We start from the raw sequence: 18,523 nt of genomic DNA, 5'->3' as shown, positions 1-18,523 counted from the left end.
CGTTAGAAAAGCAGAATCCTACCACGCTATCAGGATGTAGGCCGCTTATCCAGCACTGCGTCAATCAAGCCATATTCTTGGGCTTTAGTGGCGCTCATAAAGTTGTCACGGTCAGTATCCCGAGCAACAGTATCAAGTTCTTGACCAGTATGATGGGCTAAAATCTGGTTCAGTTTTTCACGAATACCTAAAATCTCACGGGTGTGGATCTCGATATCAGACGCTTGGCCTTGATAGCCACCCAGCGGCTGGTGAATCATCACACGGGAATTAGGCAAACAATAACGCTTACCTGCTGCGCCTGCTGTCAGCAACAGTGCACCCATGCTAGCCGCTTGACCAATACATACGGTCGACACATCAGGCTTAATAAACTGCATGGTGTCGTAGATAGACATACCTGCCGTAACAGACCCACCAGGCGAATTGATGTAAAGGTGAATATCTTTATCAGGGTTCTCTGACTCAAGAAACAGCAGCTGCGCCACCACTAAGTTCGCCATGTAATCTTCAACTGGTCCGACCAGGAAAATAACACGCTCTTTTAGCAGGCGTGAGTAGATGTCATAGGCTCTTTCCCCTTTGGCGCTCTGCTCAACCACCATGGGCACTAAACCGCCGGCGTTTTGAATATCAAACTCACTCATTCGTGATTCCTTGCGTCCGGTAAGGGAAAGCGCACCCACATAGGGTGCGCCACGCGATGAAGTTAAGCGCTAGCTTGTTCGCTTTCTTCAACACCTTCATCTTGCTCGGCCTGTTGCTGAGCCGCTGCCAATGCCTGCTGGTAAGACATTTCAACGTCTTTAACGTTCGTCTGCTCCAGCAGCTTATCAACAGCCTTCTCTTCCAGGATGGCAGACTTCACTTGGGTTTTGAGCTGCTCATTACCCATGTAGTACTCAACCACTTCGGAAGGATCCTGATACTGCTCTGCCAGCTCTTCAACCTTAGCCTTAATTGCATCATCATCAGCGTCTAACTCATTCGCCTTGATAACCTCGGCCAGCAGCAATCCTACCTGGACGCGGCCTTTCGCTTGCGCTTCGAAGAGTTCATTCGGCAGCTGGCTGACATCAAAGTCCTCGCCCAGACCGAACTGCTGTGCTGCCTGACGCTTCATGCCATCAGTTTCTTGCTGAACAAGCGCACTTGGCACAGGAATATCGTTCGCTTTTTTCAGCGCATCCAACACCTGCTGCTTAACACGGTTATCCACCGCTTGGGCCGCTTCGCGAGTCATGTTCTTTTTGATTTCAGCGCGGAATTTCTCTTCATCGCCATCGTCAACACCAAAGCGCGCAATAAACTCAGCGTCTACGGCCGGCAGCGTTTGGCTACTGACTTTATGAACGGTGACTTTAAAGGTGGCTTCCTGGCCTGCAAGATGCTCTGCTTGGTAATCTTCAGGGAAGGTAACAGTGATGGTTTTCTCATCACCCGCCTTCGCGCCGATCAACTGCTCTTCAAAGCCTGGGATGAAGCTGTTAGAGCCAATAACTAAAGCATGGCCCTCAGCACTTCCACCTTCAAACGGCTCATCACCCAGGAAGCCCTGGAAGTCGATGGTAACTTGATCGCCATCAGCAGCAGCGGCGTCTACTTCTTCCCACGCAGCATTTTGCTTACGCAGCGTATCGATCATTTCGTCGACATCAGCATCGCTAACCGTCACTACCGGACGCTCAACTTCAGTGCCTTCGATAGACGCAAGCTCAACCTGCGGGTAGATTTCCATAACTGCCACAAACTCTAGGTCTTTGCCAGTTTGGTTTACTTTTGGCTCAATCTGGGGAAAACCAGCAGGATTAAGGCCTTCTTCCGTGATGGCACGCACATAGCGCTCACGCATCACTTCACCTACCACCTCATTGCGCACGCTGTCGCCATAGCGCTGACGAACTACAGCCATCGGCACTCGGCCTTGGCGAAAACCATTCAGGCGAACGTTTTTCGCGGTGTCTACTAAGCGAGCGCTGACGGCCTCGTCGATTTCGGCGGCCGGCACCTGAATAGTGATACGGCGTTCGATCTGGGAGGTCGTCTCGACGGAAACTTGCATGAATTGTCCTCTAGCGGCTGGGCGTTATGTTGATTGCGTAAAATAAGTACAAGGGGGCAATTTTAAGAACCCTAGCGCATCGTGGCAAGCGCCATGCTCGCAAGATGGGGGCATAACCCGCAAATACAAGGGTAATCACTAGCAAAACGACCATTTTAGGTCGTTTTTTGACCACAATGCAGTCAAAATTATTTTTAAACGTTAGATGAAGCCTTGTAGCCTGGCGATCACAGCTAAAGTAGTGGCCTTTAATCGCGTTTTGCCCACCACAAAGAAACAGCATGAAATAGCAAACCACAGGTTGCTGCGTGGGAAATAAACACTTGCCAGCTAATCCAGTCAGTGAACAGACCATGCCATGCCCCCATTACCAGGGCACCCATTAGCAGCATAAACAGCAAGCGCTGACATAATTTCGGCAGCGCTTTTCGTGCGTCAACCGACAGCATTTTCCACTGAACAACGGCAGCACCCACCACAATGGCTAGCGCAATAAGTAACAATGCTTGGCGTGTTTCATGCCCTTCTACCATGTAACGAGGTATCGCGGCCAACATCACAATACAAAGTCCGAGGGCAACGCTGATACGCTCTGGAGAAAAAGGGACTCGCTGCATGGCTAAGCAACCTTCAGTTGCTGAGACTCAATCCACTCTTCTACCCACGGAATAGCGGCGTCATCTGCCATAAAGGTTTCCATAGCATCCACTTCCAGCCGCTCACCTAAACGCGTCGCACCATGATCCTCTAATAACGCATCGAGCGCTCTTCCCGCTCCACAGAACGTATCTCCGTATGAGCTATCGCCCAACGCAATCAACCCATAGCGCAACGAGGTAAGCGAGGGACTTTTTTCCTGCAGCCCGCGTACAAAAGAAACAAAATTCCCTGGGTAATCTCCACTACCCGTGGTTGATACACAAAACAGCGTAAGATCTTGGCTATTGGTCAAATCGTCAATCGTCGGCTGCTCAGAAATATCAACCTTGTAGCCAGCCTGCTCAAATAACGGCTTTACTTGCTCTGCGACATCTAGCGCGCCACCGTACATTGTACCGACTAGAATCGTTAGCGTTGGCATGGCCTACTCCTCTGCAATAGTGTCGCACTGTGCTTTGTTCAGTCGACAAATACCCGATGAATTTGGTCAAATATTAACACGACTCGCAAAAACGACACACGCCTTCTCATGGGGCACTATCAATCATTTAGTAGGAAATCTTATGCAGCAGCTCTTTGAAGCATGGATAACACCGATCATGGTCGGTGGCTTAATCGTGTTTATGTGCTTTATTATTTGGGACTTAGCTAAGAAATCCAACGCAGGGAAGTTCGGCACGATCATGCTTTTTGTCGTTCTGGGTGCTGGCATGCTGGGTTATGTCATTAAGGTAGTGATCACTTGGCTCATTGAAGGACGTGGACTTTAGTCCGAAAATTAAAAAGGAGCACCCGAAGGTACTCCTTTTCATTTGCTACCATTCTGGGCATCAGCTCAGCACAACTGCTCGACACACTCAGCCACCGATCAGTGCGTTTAAACTTCCGCCACCCGCAAGTTAGCTACTTGTATAACGCTCTACCTGCTGCTTTAGTTTTTGACCGGGACGAAAAGTAACAACGCGCCGTGCAGAAATGGGAATCTCTTCACCTGTCTTGGGGTTACGCCCCGGTCTTTCGCGCTTATCACGCAAATCGAAATTGCCGAAACCCGATAGCTTAACCTGCTCGTTTTCGCGCAAGCAGGCACGGATCTCTTCAAAAAAAGCCTCAACCATGGCTTTTGCTTCTCGCTTCGACAGCGCGAGCTCAGTGTGTAAATGTTCTGCTAGCTCTGCTTTGGTCAACGCACCCATAAGGCCCCCTCCATGTAGCAAACGCATTGCCAAGAACGTGATAAGCGTCGTGTCATGGCATTATTTAAGTATTCACGTAACTATCCACCAAACCTAGTCGCAAATCCTATCCACAAATCCTATCCACAAATCCTATCCACGTAGCTCAGCATCTAATTCTGTTCGCACTTGCGATACGATAGAATCTACCAACAGGTTGATTTCATCGTCATTTAGCGTGCGTGATCCGTGCTGCCACGTCAAGCCCAATGCAATACTCTTACAACCATCAGCTACGCCCTTACCAGCATAGACATCAAATAGCTTAATGTCTTTTAAGTAATCGCCAGCTTGTGCTTTTGCACAATCAAGTAGCGCTTGAACCGGTATCTCCGCCTTAACAGTGAAAGCCAAGTCACGGCGAACTTCCGGATAACGTGACAGCGGCTCAAAGGCCGGGATGAGACCTTCGCTCAGCGCATCTAAGCGAACCTCAAACATGACGGCATCAACTTTCAGCCCTAGCTTGGCTCGCACCTGAGGATGTAAGGTACCAATCCAACCGGCTGGCTGACCATTATGCAGCAGCCTTGCAGTTTGCCCAGGATGTAGCGAAGGATGCTCACCCGGCTCAAAACGCCAAGCATCCAGCGCGCCACCAAGCGCCAGTAAGCTTTCTAAATCGCCTTTTAGATCGTAAAAATCGACTTGGGCTTTAGCCCCGCACCAACCTTCAGCTTCACGACCTCCGCATACCAGCGCTCCCATCATCGGGACTTGCGAAAGGTTGCCCAAATGGCCATTAAATACCAAGCCGGTTTCAAACAGTCTGACACGGGTTTGCTGGCGGTTCAGGTTATGCTCAAGCGCACGCACTAAGCCAGGGAACAGACTGGCCCGCATCACCGACAGATCTGACGAAATCGGATTCGCCAACACTGGTGAAATAGCGTCCGGCAACATCACCGCCTGGAGATCAGGCGCAACAAAGCTGTAAGTTATCGCTTCCTGAAAGCCGCGAGCTACCATTTGGTTACGCAGTTGGGCTTGGGTTAGCACCGCCTCGTTAGCCGGACGTAGTGCCAAACGCGCCGCAGGGCGCCGAACAGGCAGGTTGTTGTAACCATGGACCCTAGCAATCTCTTCAATGAGATCTTCTTCGATCGACACGTCAAAACGCCAGCTTGGCGCTGTGACTGACCAGCCATCTGCCTGCTTATCAACTGCAAGCCCTAAACGCTGCAGAATGTCAGTTACATCTTCAACGGGCAGCCGCTTCGAAAGCGCGCTCTCTAAACGCGCCTCGCGCAATACAATGCTACGGGGTACTGGCAGGTGTTCGCCACTGGACGACTCAGTAACAGGGCCAGCCTGACCACCACATATCTCCATTAGAAGCTGAGTGGCACGCTCAATCGCCACACTGGCAAGCGCCGGATCAACGCCACGTTCAAATCGATGTGATGCATCCGTATGGAGACCGTAAGAACGCGCCTGCCCTGCGATAGCCAGCGGCGTAAAATAGGCAGCTTCCAAGAAAATCGTATCGGTCTTCTCACTTACCCCTGAGTTCTCGCCCCCCATAACGCCTGCCATTGCTAGAGGACCTTCATCATCAGCAATAACCAGCGTTTCAGGTCTTAGCGCTACTTCCTGACCGTCCAATAAGGTCAGGCGCTCTTCATTACGCGCCAAGCGAACGGTAATACCGCCGTGAAGGTTGTCGCGATCAAACGCATGCAACGGCTGGCCTAGCTCCAGCATCACGTAGTTAGTCACATCAACGGCAGGGTCAATGGAACGAACACCGCTACGCCGGAGACGCTCTACCATCCACAGCGGGGTTTCGACGCTAATATCGACACCTTTAATAATGCGGCCCAGGTAGCGTGGGCACTGCTCCGGCGCTTCAATACGCGCTGAAAAAGTATCGTCAATACTGGCTTCAATGGCCGCAATCTCAGGCCCACTCACCGGAAGACGATTGAGCACACCCACTTCTCGAGCCAGCCCCTTGATACTTAGGCAGTCACCACGATTCGGCGTGAGATCAACTTCAATGGTCATGTCATCGAGCTGCATATACTCTCGAAAACTTAGACCTACCGGCGCAGAGGCGGGCAGCACAAAAATCCCAGGAGACGTCTCTTCCTCAAGGCCTAGCTCTGAGGCCGAGCAAATCATTCCGCGTGACTCAACACCACGCAATTTGGCTTTTTTGATCTTAAAGTCGCCCGGCAGAATGCCACCCACCTGAGCAAACGGAATTTTTTGACCAACATCGACATTGGCAGCGCCACAAACAACCTGCACAGGCTCACCGGTACCATCATTAACAGTACATACGTTGAGCTTATCAGCATCTGGGTGCTTCTCTTTAGTCAGCACCTCTGCAACCACTACGCCACTAAACGCGGACGCAACGGCCTCGATAGCATCGACCTCAAGGCCTGCCATGGTAATTTGATCAGCAATTGCCTGCGTATCAAGCTGCGGAGCCACCCAGTCACGCAGCCACTGTTCTGAAAATTTCATATTGATTCCCGTCGTTGGCAGCGGTCTTAGGTAAATTGGCGAAGAAAACGCAGATCGTTCTCAAAGAACAAACGTAGATCATTGACACCGTAGCGCAGCATCGCAAGCCGCTCGGCGCCCATACCAAACGCAAACCCTGTGTAGCGCTCAGTATCAATGCCTGAATGCCTGAACACCTCGGGATGCACCATTCCACAGCCCATAACCTCCAACCAGCCGCTATGCGAGCAGACACGACAACCATCACCGCTACACATCACGCACTGAATATCGACCTCTGCGGAGGGCTCAGTGAATGGAAAGTAAGAGGGGCGGAAGCGCACTGAAAGATCATCGCGTTCAAAAACGCCTGGAGAAAATCTTCAATAGTTCCCTTAAGATCTGCAAAGCTCACACCTTCGTCAACCAACAGACCTTCCACTTGGTGGAACATTGGGGTATGGGTGAGATCTGAATCACTACGGTAGACACGACCAGGGCAAACAATGCGGATCGGCGGCTCACTACTTTTCATGGTACGTACTTGAACTGGCGATGTGTGAGTACGTAACAAGCGTGTAGCATCGAAATAGAAGGTATCCGCCATACCACGCGCAGGGTGATGAGCGGGTATATTTAGCGCTTCGAAATTATGGTAGTCATCTTCAATTTCTGGCCCCACCGCCACATCGTAGCCAATCCTGGTAAACAAGCCTTCAATACGCTCAAGCGTGCGAGTGACGGGATGCAGGCCGCCATTCTCTTGATCGCGGCCAGGCAGTGTCACGTCAATTTTTTCAGCTGCCAAGCGAGCATTAAGCGCTTCGCTTTCAAGCTGCTGACGCTTTGTATCAATTTCAGCTGCCAGGGTCTGTTTCGCCTGATTAATTTGCTCACCGGCGGCAGGACGCTCTTCTGCTGATAGCTTTCCTAAGCCTTTCAACAAGGCCGTCACTTCGCCTTTTTTACCCAAGTAACGTACGCGCAACTCATCTAGAGCAGGGACACTTTGCGCCGCATGAATAGCATCGCGAGCCTCTGACACCAGAGTAGGAAGATGGTCCATCCGATTCACTCCGAATTAAGCGATTTCCATCTCTAAAGATGGCTGGCATGTTGAAGGTGACAAAAAAACAGGGGAAGAGCGGCTGCTCTTCCCCTGCATGGGTCACACTGAAATGACCTCTGACACGTCACACTGATCTAACTCAGTGTAATGTGACTTATTGGGCAGCCTTGGCTTTTTCCACGATAGCCGCAAATGCAGCTTTCTCGTGTACTGCCAGGTCGGCCAATACTTTGCGGTCAATTTCAATACCGGCTTTCTTCAGACCGCCAACAAAGCGGCTGTAAGACATGCCATTGATGCGCGCACCAGCGTTAATACGCTGAATCCACAAAGCGCGGAATTGACGCTTGCGGTTGCGGCGGTCACGGTAAGCATACTGACCGGCTTTGATAACAGCCTGCTTGGCTACGCGGAAAACACGCGAACGGGCTCCGTAGTAACCTTTAGCCTGCTTCAATACTTTTTTATGGCGACGACGGGCAACTACGCCACGCTTAACACGAGTCATAACACACTCCTGACTTTATGACTGAGGCTAAATGCACTCAGATAAGAAAATTCGACCTTACAGATTCGGCAGCATGCGCTGAATCAGCGCTTTGTCAGAAGCATGGATCTGCTTCATACCACGCAGCTGACGCTTACGCTTGGTCGACTTCTTGGTCAAGATGTGGCTACGGAAAGACTGCTTGTGCTTGAAGCCATTAGCGGTCTTTTTAAAGCGCTTAGCAGCGCCGCTGTTGCTTTTGATTTTCGGCATGAGAAAACTCCGCTCGATATTTTTTAGAAAACCCAGGGCCGATCAGCGCTTTCACGCTGACCCGTTAGCTTCGCCGTTGGATCACTTCTTCTTCGGGGCAATAATCATGATCATCTGGCGTCCTTCCATTTTCGGGAAAGACTCTACCGCTCCGATCTCTTCCAGGTCTGCCGCGATCCGTTCCATTAGCTTACGACCAATGTCCTGGTGCGCCATTTCACGACCACGGAAGCGCAATGTGACTTTGCCCTTATCACCACCTTCAAGAAAGCGCGTCAGGTTTTTAAGCTTGACCTGATAATCGCCTTCGTCGGTGCCAGGACGGAATTTGACTTCCTTGACCTGAATTTGCTTCTGCTTTTTCTTTTGAGCCGCTTTCTGCTTCTTCGTCTCAAAAACAAATTTGCCATAATCCATAATCTTACAAACGATTGGATCGGCATTCGAAATTTGCACGAGGTCTAAACCGGCAGCTTCTGCACGCTCAAGCGCTTCGGTGGTGGGCACAACACCCAACTGTTCACCTTCAGCATCGATCAAACGTACTTCTTCTTCGGTAATTCTCTCGTTCATTGGTGGGCGCTTGTCTTGTGGACGCCCGCGCTGATTGCTTCGCTTGATTGCTCCGTCTCCTTAGGCAATTGACGATGTCGCCAGGGCTGCTCGCTCTGCACTGCAACGTTCGATGAATTCATCGACTGTCATTGTGCCGAGGTTTTCGCCGCTGCGAGTTCGCACGGCCACTGAGTCAGCTTCGACTTCCTTATCTCCCACCACAAGGAGATAGGGAACTTTCTGTAACGTATGCTCACGGATTTTAAAGCCGATCTTCTCGTTCCTCAAGTCCGCTTTAACTCGTAAGCCATTTTTTTGCAGCCGTTGCTCCAACTCAAGCGCATAATCACGCTGCGCATCAGTAATGGTCATCAACACAGCTTGCTGAGGTGCCAACCATAGCGGCATCGCACCAGCATAGTGCTCGATTAGGATTCCCAAGAACCGTTCAAAAGAACCTAAGATAGCACGATGAAGCATCACTGGGGTCTTTCGTGTCCCATCTTCATCAACGTATTGCGCGCCTAAGCGCCCTGGCAAATTGAAATCTAACTGTAGAGTACCACATTGCCAAACACGATTCAGGCAATCACGCAGAGCGAATTCAATTTTCGGGCCATAAAAAGCCCCCTCTCCTGGCTGAAGCTCCCAATCAAGCCCCGTCGCATTGAGTGCAGCTTCAAGCCCCTGCTCTGCCCGATCCCACATCTCTGCTTCGCCAAGAAAGTCCTCAGGTCGAGTTGACAGCTTGAGTTCAACATCCTCGAAACCAAGCGTTTTATAAACTTGCAGGGTAAGCGCAATGAATGCTTCTGCTTCTGCCTGAATTTGACCTTCGGTACAAAAAATATGCGCATCATCTTGAGTAAAGCCACGAACGCGCATCAGACCATGCAATGAGCCCGATGGCTCATTCCGGTGGCAGCTACCAAATTCTGCTAGACGTAACGGTAAATCGCGGTAGCTTTTCAATCCCTGATTAAATACCTGTACATGACAGGGACAGTTCATAGGCTTAACAGCATACTCACGCTTTTCTGACTCAGTGGTAAACATGAGCTCACTGTAGTGACCCCAGTGGCCCGATTTCTTCCACAACGAAAGATCCACTACTTGCGGCGTTTTAATCTCTTGATAACCATGCGCTCGCTGAATTTTGCGCATGTAATCTTCTAGCGCCTGGTACATCGTCCAGCCATTGGGGTGCCAAAAAACCATGCCTGGCGCTTCTTCTTGCAAATGGAAAAGATCCATCTTGCGTGCCAATTTGCGATGATCTCGCTTTTCGGCCTCTTCTAGGCGCTTCAAATAAGCTTTGAGCTGCTTCTTATCGCCCCATGCTGTACCGTAAATACGTGTCAGCATCGGGTTTGAGGCATCTCCACGCCAATAGGCGCCAGCTAGCTTGGTTAGCTTGAAAGCTTTCAGGTGGCGCGTATTCGGCACGTGCGGCCCGCGACACATGTCCGTGTACTCTTCATGATGATACAAACGTATTGTTGCACCCTCAGGTATATCACGGACAATTTCCTGCTTGAACGTTTCGCCACGCTCAATAAACGTTTTCATCGCCTTGTCGCGATCAACGTACTCACGCACCACGTCGTAATCACGCTCAATAAGTGATTGCATGCGTTTTTCGATGGCTTCCAAGTCGTCAGGCGTGACCGACTTGCCGAAATCAATGTCGTAATAAAAACCATCGTCAATGACTGGCCCAATGGCCATTTTGGCATCAGGGTACAGTTGCTTAACCGCATGTCCAATCAAGTGAGCACAGGAATGGCGGATAATCTCAAGCCCTTCGGGATCACGGGCGGTAATTATCGCCACTTCAGCATCTTGCTCGATCAAGTCAGCAGCATCGACCAATACACCATCAATCTTGCCAGCCACACAGGCCTTGGCCAAACCAGGGCCAATGGATTCTGCGAGCTGCATGATAGAAAGTGGTGCTTCGAACGTTCTTTGGCTGCCATCCGGCAATGTTACTATGGGCATTAAGATATTCCTTGAGCGCAGTGGTGATCCATACCAAGGATCACATTTCGCTATCAATGATCGAGAGTATTAGGTGCTTTTTGAGGGTTGCCCAGCCTACCAGAATTTAGCAGGCCGTAAAATAAAACGGGAGGCATAAGCCTCCCGTTTCGTGCTTAAAGGGCATTAATCACTGGCACAATGGCCTAACCCTTTAATGTAAAGCGATGCGTGGCTTAGTTCCACTCATCCATTTCTACACGACGGTTTTGTGCGCGACCCGCATCGGTATCATTGCTAGCAACCGGGCGCTCTTCGCCGTAGCCAACAGCACGCATACGGTTAGCACCTACGCCACGTTGGGCAAGGTAAGCAGCAACGGATTCCGCACGACGCTGCGACAGATTTTTATTGTACTGAGCAGCACCGCGAGAGTCAGTGTGACCTTCAATGCTCACACGCACATCAGGATTATTGACCAGGCGCTCTGCAACACCGTCCAGAACACCTCGTGCTTGGGCAGTTAGCTGTGCAGAATCAAACTCAAAGTTTACGTCCTGCAACACAACGCTGTCAGGGCAACCTAGTGAGTTAACTGCAACACCTGCAGGAGTATTGGGGCACTGATCGCGATAATCCGGCACGCCGTCGTTATCAGAATCGAGCGGGCAGCCATTTGCGTTAACAGCTACACCAGCAGGCGTTCCCGGGCACTGATCACGGTAATCTGGTACACCATCACCATCGGAGTCCAGCGGGCAGCCTTCAGCATCCACTGCAACGCCTGCGGGCACTTCACCATAGCTTGGGCACTGCGGTGCTACTGGCTCAGGCGTACGGTCTGCACATAGCAGGCCACCGATAGCTGCACCAGCAGTTGCGCCAATAGCGGTATTTTCATCTTCGTCAGAATTGCCGCTCGTTGCGTAAGCAATACTGCCGCCGATAACACTGCCTGCCAATCCGCAAACGAAGGGATGTTGATACCAATCGCGATCGCTACTTGCGCTGGTTTGGCCAGATGATTGTGATGCTGAGCTGGCACAGCCTGATAAACCCACTACCAGTGCAGAACCGATTAGCAAGCCAGTCGTTGATTTTTTCATGCAAGACTCCTTCTTGATCCAATGCTGACATGGTCAAAAGACCAAATCTATCCCAATGCTTCTAATTCGCGAGAGCATCCATTTTTCGCTGCTCAGTACCATGGCAATATTGTGCTTTCACCATATGCCTGAACGTTTGCCTATGATTAACGTTTAATCACCAGAAGGCAACAATGCCGAGATATCAACTTCTTGCCAATACCGACATTTTCAGCATAGCAAAATTGACGCCATAAGCGTCAAAAAAACATAGGTTATCGTACTTATAGCCCCCTATGCTCGTTAAACAGGGTTAATGAAGTCCCATAGATCCTTTGGACCTCCAGTCAATTACCTTTTTTGCTGCCTCAAGTACGGCTGGACGCATATCGTCCTCAACAGCAATACGCTCTTTATCTTCTTGCATTCGCTCTCGTGGCGTCAATTGCTTACGTGCGGAGTGAGTTTTTAAATGCCGAGTACGATTGTACACCTCTGCAAACGCTTGAAAGTCTGGACGCTCTGTTAGGCTAGAATCAATAATCTCAAGCAACACTTTGCATCGCCAAGCCCCTTCTGTAATGTCGACTTGCTCTTGCACCAGCGCGCTAACGACAAAATCAAGATTTTCCAGGCTGTTTTGATGGGCACGACGCTCTTCGTCCAGCCGAAACGCTTCTCGACGCTTAACCTCTTGGCGAAGTTTATAGGCATAAAAACCAAGGGCTGCAACGACAATAATTGCAACGATGAATAACAACAACGCTCCTGTGGAACTCATAACGCTCCTTTCACAACGGAGAGGTAGAAAGCTTGACGATAATTGTACACCCTATTTCCCCAACGATACCACTTTCACAATTTTTTCATCTTTGTTACAGCACAACAACAAATAGCCTCTATTGTTTTTGACGCAGCAAAACCTCTAGTTACCACCTTACGTCAAGAGAACCCGAGATGACTTTAGATCATTCACCTCATTAAGATACTGATTATAAGGATATTTCCAACACCAAACAGCCCACCCCATACACAAGGTCAAGGCAACCGCTCCAGCGGTATGTAACAGAGCCAGCCATAGTGGAAGCCACAACAACACATTAGCAATGCCAAGCGCGACTTGGGCAAAATAAGCAATTACCACCAAGGTGAGCGCTCGCCCGACAGACGCAGCCGTACGATATCGCCACCATAGCGCCAACAAGACAATACCGAGTGCAAGCGCTCCAATACGATGCATAACGTGAATTGCAGTACGTGCATCGGCATGTAGCTGGCCATGTAAATAATTAGGGCCGACCGTTTGTGTTAGGTGGAAGCCTTCACTTATATCCATTTCTGGCCACCACTGCGTATTGCAGGTCGGGAATCCTTGGCAGGCAATACCTGCATAATTGCTGGATACCCAGCCACCTAAAGCAAGCTGCACAACTAATATCAACACGCCGATTACCCAGAGCGCATTAGCACTCTTAAATGGAGAGGTATAACGTGTGGAAAAAGAAGCATGGTCGATAGAGGTAGGTACAGGCCTTGTCAAGCTGAGCCGAATTCGCAGATGCACCCAAAAAAACAGCATCAGCACACTTAGCCCACCCAACAAATGCAAAGTAACCACTTGTGGCCAAAGCTTTAGCGTCACTGTAAAAGCGCCAAACGCACCTTGAAGCAGAATAACAACGAGCAAGGCAATACTTACTTTCCATGGAAACCCTGGACGCTTGCGCAATGAAAAACCTAGCGCCACTACGCTTAGAACGATAAGCCCTAAAAAACTTGCTACATACCGATGAGCCATCTCTACCCATGCTTTAAAAGGCACAAGAGGTACATCAGGATGTTGTAGAGCAGCATGCTCGGCATCCGGGACTAACAGCCGCCCATAACAGCCTGGCCAGTCTGGGCACCCCAAACCAGCGTCAACTAAGCGCGTCCATGCGCCAACTAGAATCACTAACGCTGTAAGCACAGTGCCGACCAAGGTTAAACGTTTCAGCCATTGTAAGCGCCGCTCAGTAGAATATGGCACGTTGCTTCCTTACGACCTGCGAGGTCGAGCATGCAGAGTAACGGTATATTGTTCGCTATAGCGGATTAACCTTAAACAAATGACGTATATCATCGAGAATATCAGCTGCTGGCACTGCATTATTAAATGACAACGCTGGCCTGCCGAAAGGATCCATTATCCAGACGCTATTTTCTTCTCGCCATGCAGGTTCTGCCAGCCAACGACTAACCTTTTCACCTGGAAGCTCTTGTGCACTCCCGCCTATTCGTAGTCGCTCTAACCGAGGGGCTTCTCGACCCAACGCTCGATGCAAACGCCACAATTCATCCATGCGCTCATCACAGAGAGAAGTACAGTCAAACACGAGCGTCCATGCATCATTTTTTTCGGGTTGAGCGCTCAGAGGCCAATCATCTAGCACTGGTACGCTGACATGCACTTGACCATGGGCAGTATCTTCACTAGGTATGCCTATTTGCCATGTCAACATCATCCACGCAGTAACAATAGGCGCCGCGAATGCTGCAAATATCAGCAACAACTTAACTCGCGGATAACGAACTGGCTGGCGTTGCTCCATGCTTTTCCCCTCAGCAACCTGTAAGGCTATCTTTTGTAAGACTATCTTTGCGCAGGCGACGTCCCCCCAACACCATGACCACTGTCGCAGCAAGTGCCAACCCCCACCATTGGAAAGCATAGCCAAGATGGCGACTAGGAGGCATCACGCTAGCTTCCCACCAGGGCGTAAACACCCCCTCACCCTGGTCAGCATGTAGCCAGCCGGTGTAAGTGAAGGCCGGCAATGTTGATTCCCACGGGGTTAAACTGATCTGCTGCAGCCTTACCCCTTCCTTGTTTTTGCCATATAGCGGTCCACCGGATCGCGCAACCTGCCACTCACCTGAAACGGATACGCTGCCCTCTGGAGTATCCGCTTGCGGCGCCGCCCTACTTGGCCCTGTCTCAATAAATCCCCGCTGAATAAGCCACAACTGATCAAAACTGTCTCGGAAAGGGGTTAACACAGCCACGCCCAGACGCCCATCTACAATGCGGTTATCCAGATAAAGCGTGTGATTAGCGAGGTACTCTCCTTGCAAATGCAGCTCAGATCCATCTTCTGGCATAGCAGTAGGCGATTTGACCAAAGGCGCTGCCTGACGAGCGGCTAACAAAACTCGCTTGTCAGCGGCACGCTCCCACTGCCATAGTCCTAGGAAGATACCTAGCGAAACTAATACGCCCCAAAACACACACCAGACGTATAGACGTTGCGACCCAAAAGAGGTTTTCGTCATGTGGTTAAAGCTGCTCATTGGCCTAGTTTTTATTGGAATAGTCGCTAGTTTAGCGGCTGGCGCAGGTTTTTTATTAAAGGATGACAGCAGCTCGCGACGGCTACTAGCATCCCTTAAATGGCGCATTGGGTTAACATGTCTACTCATGGCCTTATTAGTGTTTGGCTTCTGGTCGGGAGATTTAGGCTAATTGATTAGAAAACGTATACAAAAATAAATAACCCAACCCATACAACATCTACAAAGTGCCAATACCAACAAGATGCTTCAAAACCAAAATGATGATCTTGGGCAAAGTGCCCTTTATGTATACGTATCAGCATACTGGTTAAAATTAACGTACCTATAATGACATGAACGCCGTGAAAGCCCGTTAGAATAAAGAAAGTAGCGCCGAAGATTCCTGCCTCAAGCGTAATACCATAATGGTTATACGCTTCATAATATTCGACGCCCTGAATCATAATAAAACAGCAGCCCAGCAATACAGTACCTGCCAGCCAGTTTCTGCACGTCTTACGCTCGCCTAATTTCAAAGCTTCATGTGCAACCGTCAAAGTAATGCTCGACGTTACCAAAATTAGTGTATTGACGAGCGGCAATTGCCATGGACTTAAGACACTATCCGGGCCAGCCACCGACGAATCAGGAGGGTTTAACAACGGCCACTGAGCGACAAAATCAGGCCAAAGTAACGCAGAAACACCTTTTGCTCCTTCACCACCTAACCAGGGTATAGCAAACGTTCTAACGTAAAATAAGGCGCCAAAAAATGCGGCAAAAAACATCACTTCCGAAAAAATAAACCAGCCCATCCCCCATCGAAACGAGCGATCCATTTGGGCATCGTACAATCCGCTCATTGACTCGTGAATAACATCTCTGAACCAAAAGCCCATGACGGTAATTACACAAGCCATACCGATTAGCATGAACGGGGTACCCGTGTCGTACACAAGCTTAATTCCTGTACCCACCATCATAGCCCCGAGCGCCAGCGAGCCTAGAATAGGCCATCGACTCTTTGCAGGAACATAGTAGCCGCCACTCATATCGAATCCCCTATCGTTTTGTTGTCATTCTTCGAGATGTCTTTTACTAAGTGATGAACCGGGTACAAGGTATACACCAGCGTTATCGTATTAATATCCTCAGGAAGGTCACGCGCTAGCTGGAATATCAGAGGAATCGTCAAGCGCTCATCCCCTTGAAGCTGCTGCTCTTGGAAACAGAAACAGCTTATTTTTCTTAAATGCGTCGTAGCACTTGAAGGAGAGACGCTAGGTACAGCTCGCCCCCAACTTTCGACATGACTGTTGTTGGTAAACGTAAAATCAACTTCAGCTGTTTGGCCTGGGTGGACACGCATTTGGCGGTTTTCGACGCTCATTCGCCATGGTAACCCCGCGCCACCTCGGGTAATGAACTGCACGGTGATATAGCGGGACTGATCAACTTCTTCATGAATAATGGCTTTAGCCGTTGTATCCACTTTGCCATTAAGGCCCGTCACACTACAAAACACGTCATAAAGAGGGACCAGTGCGAATGCAAAGGCAAACATCCCAATTAACGCCGCTACTGTACGAATGACTGTCCGTTTAACCCCAACTGATTGCACCGTATCATTGACTGCCATATATCCCCCTAGACCATTCACTGATGGACAGCTAATTAGTCATGATGATGGGTACGGTTAAATACTGGCGGTGTTTCAAAGGTGTGCAACGGTGCCGGACTGGGGACGCTCCACTCTAGGTCTTCTGCGCCTTCCCAAGCTTTTGCAGGTGCTTTTTTACCTCCTCTTACACACATCACCACAACCAATACAAACATCAGCTGTGACGCACCAAAAAAGAAGGCACCAATGCTGGAGAGTAAGTTGAAATCCGCAAATTGTAATGCATAGTCGGGAATACGCCTTGGCATGCCCGCCAAGCCTGCGAAATGCATAGGGAAAAACGTTAGATTAACGCCAACAATAGAGCACCAGAAATGGCATTGAGCAAGTCGCTCGTTAGGATAATAACCTGTCCATTTGGGTAGCCAATAATAGACGCCAGCCATAATGGCAAAAATAGCACCGGGTACTAGCACATAATGAAAATGCGCCACGACAAAGTAGGTATCGTGGTATTGAAAATCCGCAGGTGCGATTGCCAACATTAGTCCTGAGAAACCGCCTATGGTGAACAGAACCACGAAAGCCAAGGCAAACAGCATGGGCGGTTCAAAACTGATCGAGCCACGAAACAGCGTGGTCACCCAATTAAATACTTTCACGCCTGTCGGCACGGCGATCAGCATGGTCGAGTACATGAAAAACAGCTCCGCTGTTAGCGGAAGGCCGACGATAAACATATGGTGTGCCCACACTAAAAATGACAGCAGCGCGATAGCTGCCGTGGCATACACCATAGACGCGTATCCAAACAAAGGCTTACGCGCGAAAGTAGGTATAATGGCTGAGACAATACCGAAAGCCGGCAAAATCATGATGTAAACTTCAGGATGGCCAAAGAACCAAAATAAGTGCTGGAAAAGCACTGGATCACCGCCACCCGCGGCGTCAAAGAAACTGGTACCGAAGTTAATATCCATCAGCATCATGGTAATAACGCCCGCTAGCACAGGCATTACCGCAATCAATAGAAAAGCCGTAATTAACCATGTCCATACGAACAGCGGCATATCCATCATGCGCATTCCAGGTGCGCGCATATTCAGAATGGTCGCAATAATATTTATAGCCCCAAGAATCGAGCTAATGCCTGCAATGTGCAGGGCTAAAATAAAGAATGTTGTGGAGGCAGGTGCGTAAGTCGTCGATAATGGCGCATAAAATGTCCAGCCAAAATTGGGCCCACCGCCCGGCATGAATAGCGTAGAAAGTAGCAATGTAAACGCCACCGGAAGCAGCCAGAAACTAAAGTTATTAAGCCTGGGCAGCGCCATATCCGGCGCACCAATCTGAAGCGGAATCATCCAATTGGCTAGCCCAGTAAACGCTGGCATTACCGCAGCAAACACCATGATTAATCCATGCATGGTGGTCATTTGGTTGAAAAATTCTGGCTCTATAAGCTGCAAACCAGGTTGAAATAGCTCAGCTCTCACGACTAGGGCAAATATGCCTCCAACAAAAAACATGGTGAGAGAAAAAATCAGGTACAGAGAACCAATTTCTTTATGGTTGGTTGTCAGAACCCATCGCAGTATCCCTTTGGGCTGAGCCGCATGGTCGTGATGAGAATGACCGCCAGCCGCTGCAGTAGAGCTATGTTGCAGCGAGTGTTGAGGAGGTAGTTTGGGCGCCATGAGCATCTCCGCCTGATTTATTGTTAGTACCTT

20 protein-coding genes and 1 pseudogene are annotated in these 18,523 nt (G+C 49.7%); 2 read left to right on the top strand and 19 right to left on the bottom strand.

All coding sequences use genetic code 11. The annotated features are described in order from the left end of the window. Window positions 1-29: 29 nt before the first annotated feature. The 4 genes from clpP to NF683_RS16590 all read right to left on the bottom strand — a co-directional run bounded on the left by clpP (window position 30) and on the right by NF683_RS16590 (window position 3,143). On the bottom strand, window positions 30-647 hold the full coding sequence (clpP, locus tag NF683_RS16605) for an ATP-dependent Clp endopeptidase proteolytic subunit ClpP (protein WP_089038315.1): 618 nt from the start codon (window positions 645-647) through the stop codon (window positions 30-32). 62 nt (window positions 648-709) lie between these two features. After that, entirely contained in the window at window positions 710-2,062 is a 1,353-nt protein-coding gene (gene tig / locus NF683_RS16600) for a trigger factor (protein ID WP_089038316.1), read from the bottom strand. A 248-nt stretch (window positions 2,063-2,310) separates the two neighbouring features. Beyond that, entirely contained in the window at window positions 2,311-2,679 is a 369-nt protein-coding gene (locus NF683_RS16595) for a hypothetical protein (protein ID WP_253920467.1), read from the bottom strand. A 2-nt stretch (window positions 2,680-2,681) separates the two neighbouring features. Then, window positions 2,682-3,143 (bottom strand): flavodoxin domain-containing protein, encoded by a 462-nt coding sequence (locus NF683_RS16590; RefSeq protein WP_193059784.1) that lies wholly within the window; start codon window positions 3,141-3,143, stop codon window positions 2,682-2,684. Window positions 3,144-3,285: 142 nt separating this feature from the next. Between NF683_RS16590 and NF683_RS16585 the strand changes: the two genes are divergently transcribed. Then, the gene (locus tag NF683_RS16585; RefSeq protein ID WP_038483925.1) at window positions 3,286-3,492 is read left to right on the top strand and encodes a DUF2788 domain-containing protein; all 207 of its coding nucleotides are present in this window, start codon (window positions 3,286-3,288) and stop codon (window positions 3,490-3,492) included. Between the two features lie 129 nt (window positions 3,493-3,621). Here the strand turns inward: NF683_RS16585 and NF683_RS16580 are convergent, their stop codons facing one another. The 12 genes and pseudogenes from NF683_RS16580 to NF683_RS16525 form a co-directional block, all read right to left on the bottom strand. Further along, a complete protein-coding gene (locus NF683_RS16580) occupies window positions 3,622-3,918 on the bottom strand; it encodes an integration host factor subunit alpha (protein WP_009724294.1) in 297 nt (98 codons plus the stop codon). A gap of 132 nt (window positions 3,919-4,050) precedes the next feature. Beyond that, window positions 4,051-6,432, bottom strand: coding sequence for a phenylalanine--tRNA ligase subunit beta (pheT, locus tag NF683_RS16575; protein ID WP_253920466.1), 2,382 nt, complete (start codon window positions 6,430-6,432; stop codon window positions 4,051-4,053). A 26-nt stretch (window positions 6,433-6,458) separates the two neighbouring features. Beyond that, window positions 6,459-7,477: pseudogene (pheS, locus tag NF683_RS16570) on the bottom strand (phenylalanine--tRNA ligase subunit alpha). Between the two features lie 157 nt (window positions 7,478-7,634). Beyond that, window positions 7,635-7,988 carry a 50S ribosomal protein L20 gene (gene rplT, locus NF683_RS16565; RefSeq protein ID WP_009097607.1) on the bottom strand — a complete coding sequence of 118 codons (354 nt, stop codon included), beginning with the start codon at window positions 7,986-7,988 and terminating at the stop codon, window positions 7,635-7,637. A gap of 57 nt (window positions 7,989-8,045) precedes the next feature. After that, window positions 8,046-8,240 (bottom strand): 50S ribosomal protein L35, encoded by a 195-nt coding sequence (rpmI, locus tag NF683_RS16560; RefSeq protein WP_009724291.1) that lies wholly within the window; start codon window positions 8,238-8,240, stop codon window positions 8,046-8,048. A gap of 81 nt (window positions 8,241-8,321) precedes the next feature. Beyond that, on the bottom strand, window positions 8,322-8,861 hold the full coding sequence (gene infC / locus NF683_RS16555; RefSeq protein ID WP_083003855.1) for a translation initiation factor IF-3: 540 nt from the start codon (window positions 8,859-8,861) through the stop codon (window positions 8,322-8,324). Window positions 8,862-8,873: 12 nt separating this feature from the next. Further along, complete coding sequence (thrS, locus tag NF683_RS16550; RefSeq protein ID WP_089038321.1) at window positions 8,874-10,796, bottom strand: threonine--tRNA ligase; 1,923 nt, start codon at window positions 10,794-10,796, stop codon at window positions 8,874-8,876. A 215-nt stretch (window positions 10,797-11,011) separates the two neighbouring features. Beyond that, window positions 11,012-11,881, bottom strand: coding sequence for an OmpA family protein (locus NF683_RS16545; RefSeq protein ID WP_089038322.1), 870 nt, complete (start codon window positions 11,879-11,881; stop codon window positions 11,012-11,014). Between the two features lie 292 nt (window positions 11,882-12,173). Then, complete coding sequence (locus NF683_RS16540; RefSeq protein ID WP_089038323.1) at window positions 12,174-12,641, bottom strand: DUF2489 domain-containing protein; 468 nt, start codon at window positions 12,639-12,641, stop codon at window positions 12,174-12,176. A 156-nt stretch (window positions 12,642-12,797) separates the two neighbouring features. After that, window positions 12,798-13,889 (bottom strand): COX15/CtaA family protein, encoded by a 1,092-nt coding sequence (locus NF683_RS16535; protein WP_089038324.1) that lies wholly within the window; start codon window positions 13,887-13,889, stop codon window positions 12,798-12,800. Window positions 13,890-13,944: 55 nt separating this feature from the next. Continuing rightward, window positions 13,945-14,451 (bottom strand): hypothetical protein, encoded by a 507-nt coding sequence (locus NF683_RS16530; protein WP_253920465.1) that lies wholly within the window; start codon window positions 14,449-14,451, stop codon window positions 13,945-13,947. Between the two features lie 10 nt (window positions 14,452-14,461). After that, on the bottom strand, window positions 14,462-15,172 hold the full coding sequence (locus NF683_RS16525; protein ID WP_089038326.1) for an SURF1 family protein: 711 nt from the start codon (window positions 15,170-15,172) through the stop codon (window positions 14,462-14,464). Here NF683_RS16525 and NF683_RS16520 point away from each other — a divergent pair. Next, entirely contained in the window at window positions 15,171-15,362 is a 192-nt protein-coding gene (locus tag NF683_RS16520) for a DUF2909 domain-containing protein (protein ID WP_038483896.1), read from the top strand. The genes NF683_RS16525 and NF683_RS16520 overlap by 2 nt on opposite strands. Before the next feature lie 4 nt (window positions 15,363-15,366). Here the strand turns inward: NF683_RS16520 and NF683_RS16515 are convergent, their stop codons facing one another. The 3 genes from NF683_RS16515 to ctaD are packed head-to-tail and all read right to left on the bottom strand — an operon-like array spanning window position 15,367 to window position 18,490. Continuing rightward, the gene (locus tag NF683_RS16515) at window positions 15,367-16,224 is read right to left on the bottom strand and encodes a cytochrome c oxidase subunit 3 (protein ID WP_089038327.1); all 858 of its coding nucleotides are present in this window, start codon (window positions 16,222-16,224) and stop codon (window positions 15,367-15,369) included. Further along, entirely contained in the window at window positions 16,221-16,811 is a 591-nt protein-coding gene (locus NF683_RS16510; protein WP_089038328.1) for a cytochrome c oxidase assembly protein, read from the bottom strand. The genes NF683_RS16515 and NF683_RS16510 overlap by 4 nt, the downstream gene beginning before the upstream one ends. Window positions 16,812-16,846: 35 nt before the next feature. After that, the gene (ctaD, locus tag NF683_RS16505) at window positions 16,847-18,490 is read right to left on the bottom strand and encodes a cytochrome c oxidase subunit I (protein WP_193059778.1); all 1,644 of its coding nucleotides are present in this window, start codon (window positions 18,488-18,490) and stop codon (window positions 16,847-16,849) included. Window positions 18,491-18,523 lie beyond the last annotated feature (33 nt).

Source organism: Halomonas sp. MS1 (assembly GCF_024182575.1).
Classification (GTDB): Bacteria; Pseudomonadota; Gammaproteobacteria; order Pseudomonadales; family Halomonadaceae; genus Vreelandella.
The sequence above is the reverse complement of the archived record's forward strand: the minus strand, read 5'-3'. Positions and strand labels throughout refer to the sequence as shown.